The organism is Acidithiobacillus sp., assembly GCF_027322205.1.
Taxonomy (GTDB): domain Bacteria; phylum Pseudomonadota; class Gammaproteobacteria; order Acidithiobacillales; family Acidithiobacillaceae; genus Acidithiobacillus.
Genome location: NZ_DAHVHY010000135.1, coordinates 1 through 2,432, shown reverse-complemented (window position 1 = coordinate 2,432; position 2,432 = coordinate 1). Strand labels below are relative to the sequence as shown.

The 2,432-nt window shown below is 60.0% G+C and carries 2 protein-coding genes; one reads left to right on the top strand and one right to left on the bottom strand.

Annotated features, from left to right (window positions below):
• Positions 1 to 431: hypothetical protein (locus tag M7F93_RS11750; protein ID WP_298173762.1), on the top strand; the 431-nt coding region annotated here is incomplete at its 5' end.
• A gap of 708 nt (positions 432 to 1,139) precedes the next feature.
• Here the strand turns inward: M7F93_RS11750 and M7F93_RS11745 are convergent.
• Positions 1,140 to 2,432 (bottom strand): hypothetical protein (locus tag M7F93_RS11745; protein WP_298173759.1); only part of this gene is annotated, 1,293 nt, incomplete at its 5' end.

Sequence of the window (2,432 nt, the reverse complement as noted above, 5' to 3'; positions counted from 1 at the left end):
GTTCTCCCGCGGATACCTTACGACTTATCGAGATTGAATTTCCGCGTCAGGCGCGACTATACTTCCACCATGTTGGCTTTGAGCGGGGTGTCTCATTCATGAAGTCGCGCGATCTGGTGTTGCGGGGTTTCGCCTTTCAGCAGGAGGGGCAATGGGTTTCCGTTTGCATTGACTTTGACCTGGCCGCCCAAGGCGATACTTTTCATGAGTCGCACGAAAAACTCCAGGCCATGGTCGAGGATTATGTGGCGGACGCGCTGATTGGTCCAGACCGTGACTTTGCGGGGCAGCTTCTGTCCCGCAAATCGCCCTTGAGATTGCGGGCTTACTATCATTTTATCGTGACCCTACAGCGGCTTGGGTTGTATCGCCTGCGACGGGTTTTGGCTGATGCCGTGCCGCTGGTTCCATCCCGACACAGTCCGGCGTGAGTGGGCATTACCCCCGTTAACTTGTGATGATGTCAAACGCATTTTGCGTGAGTTGGGATTTGTCCAGCAAAAGAGCAAGTCCGGCTCATCGCATGCACAATGGGTCAAGGATGCCGACAGAAAACGCTACAAGGTGACCGTTGACTGCCCCAATCGGCAATGGCCGTCACAAAAAACTGGTTCATGGATACATGCTCATCCTCAGCCACCTGGCGCACATAAGCGAGCAGGGACTCGGGCACACGCGGGGCATAATGGGACCTCGTGAGACAAGCGATGAGGTGGTGAGTGGTGGTTGGAAAGAGGAGGTGGCTGGAGCTTTTCCTTTTCCCGCCACCGCTCACCACCAGATCCCTGATTAGGCACAGGCTCAATCAAGACACCCCCCTTACGCACCCATAAAGAGGATAACGGTACCGAGAGGGGGGTGTTCTGGACCATCCACAAACGCCGGATCCTGGTTGATCGGAGGCGGAAATTCCGATAGCAAGACGCATGTGGACATCCGGCAGGGCAGGAGATAGGGGGTTGGGTTGCTGTTTCAGCCCGTCCTGTGCCGTTTGTTTGGGTTGAATAGCCGTTGGACGGGCCTTCGCTGACAGGTTTCCGCGTGTTGCCGTCCGCGCGGCGGATCACAGGCGCGACTATCCCGCCGGCGGCGCCGGAGTGTTTACTCTGGTATGGATGAGGCGGTTTCGATCTGGCTCGTCAGCCGGTTGCTTGGTAGATCTGATTGAAATAGATGTCCGCAATTTCTGACATCAGCTCCAGCGCCGCGTCGGCCCATGGCCCCGTGCCGACCCACATGCGGGTCCACTTGGCCCGATCGCAGAGTCTGTCATGGGTGTGCTCTTCTGCGCCCGGAAAGAGTCCCGGATCGGGGAGGAAACGGGTGATCTCGTCCACCAGTTGCCGGGCTGCTTCCTGGAAGGAGATGCGCTGGGCACTGGCGCGGGCGCGGATGGCCAGAAAGTGTTTGCGCACGACGCGCTGGCCGAGCCGGTTGCCGACGGTGAAGTCGTACCGCTCATTCACCGCATCGGTCAGGGCGGCGACGCCAAGTTCTTCCTCCCGCATGGTGGCTGCTTCCTTGACGACTGCCATCTCCTTGGATGCGCGTTGCGCCAGGGCGCTGGACAGGCTGGTCCGGTACTCCACGGTGGGCAGCATGTGGTCGTGGTCGTTGGCCGCTACCGGATAATCGCCCATGAACAGCAACACGTCAGCGGGGTTTTCGGCGGTGCGGCGGACGCCGCGTAAGCGGCCGATGGCCTGCGCGATCTGGGCGTTCACCTGGTCCAGGACAAATGCGCGGGCGTCGACCACGGTGGGCATGGGAAAATACGTGGTAAGCACGGTCTCGCCGCCGTTGGTCTCGATCTCCTGCGGTCCGGTGATGACGCTGCCATCCCAGGGCTCCAGTTCCACTCCATGCCGCTTCATAACGACGCGGTAAATGCTGTAGTTGATTTCGTATTCCTCCGGCGGTTCCAGTGGGGCGCCCCAGCCAAATAGAGCCTTGGCATCCTTCCAGCGGTTGTGCCCGCGATCGTCCTTGCCCCAGTGGCCGAGCATCATCACGTCATCAACAGTGAGATTCCATTGCTTCCGCGCCTGCTTCGGGTCCAGAGGGATGTTCAGGACCTGCATGGCGTCCTTCCATGCCTCGCTGCCGACGGCCAGGCCCCGGCGGTCCAGTGCTTCGGCAACCTTACCAAGGTTCATGCCCAGCGATTCCTCGTCCTGGTCGCCCAGGAAGGCCATCACCAGAATGTCGTGGAGAAATTTATGGATGACGCCGGCCACCGCGCCGTGACCGTAGCCCAGGAATTCCCGATCACCGTGGATGAGCCGCGTCCATTCACGCAACAGCCTTCGGACCTCGTTCACCACGCCGTGTTTCATCAGCGCCGCCTTGCCATGCTGCGCGCCATCCAGTATCTGCAGGATGTGGAGATGCGGCTGGTGCATGGCGATGGTGTGGATCTTGCCATCCCCGCC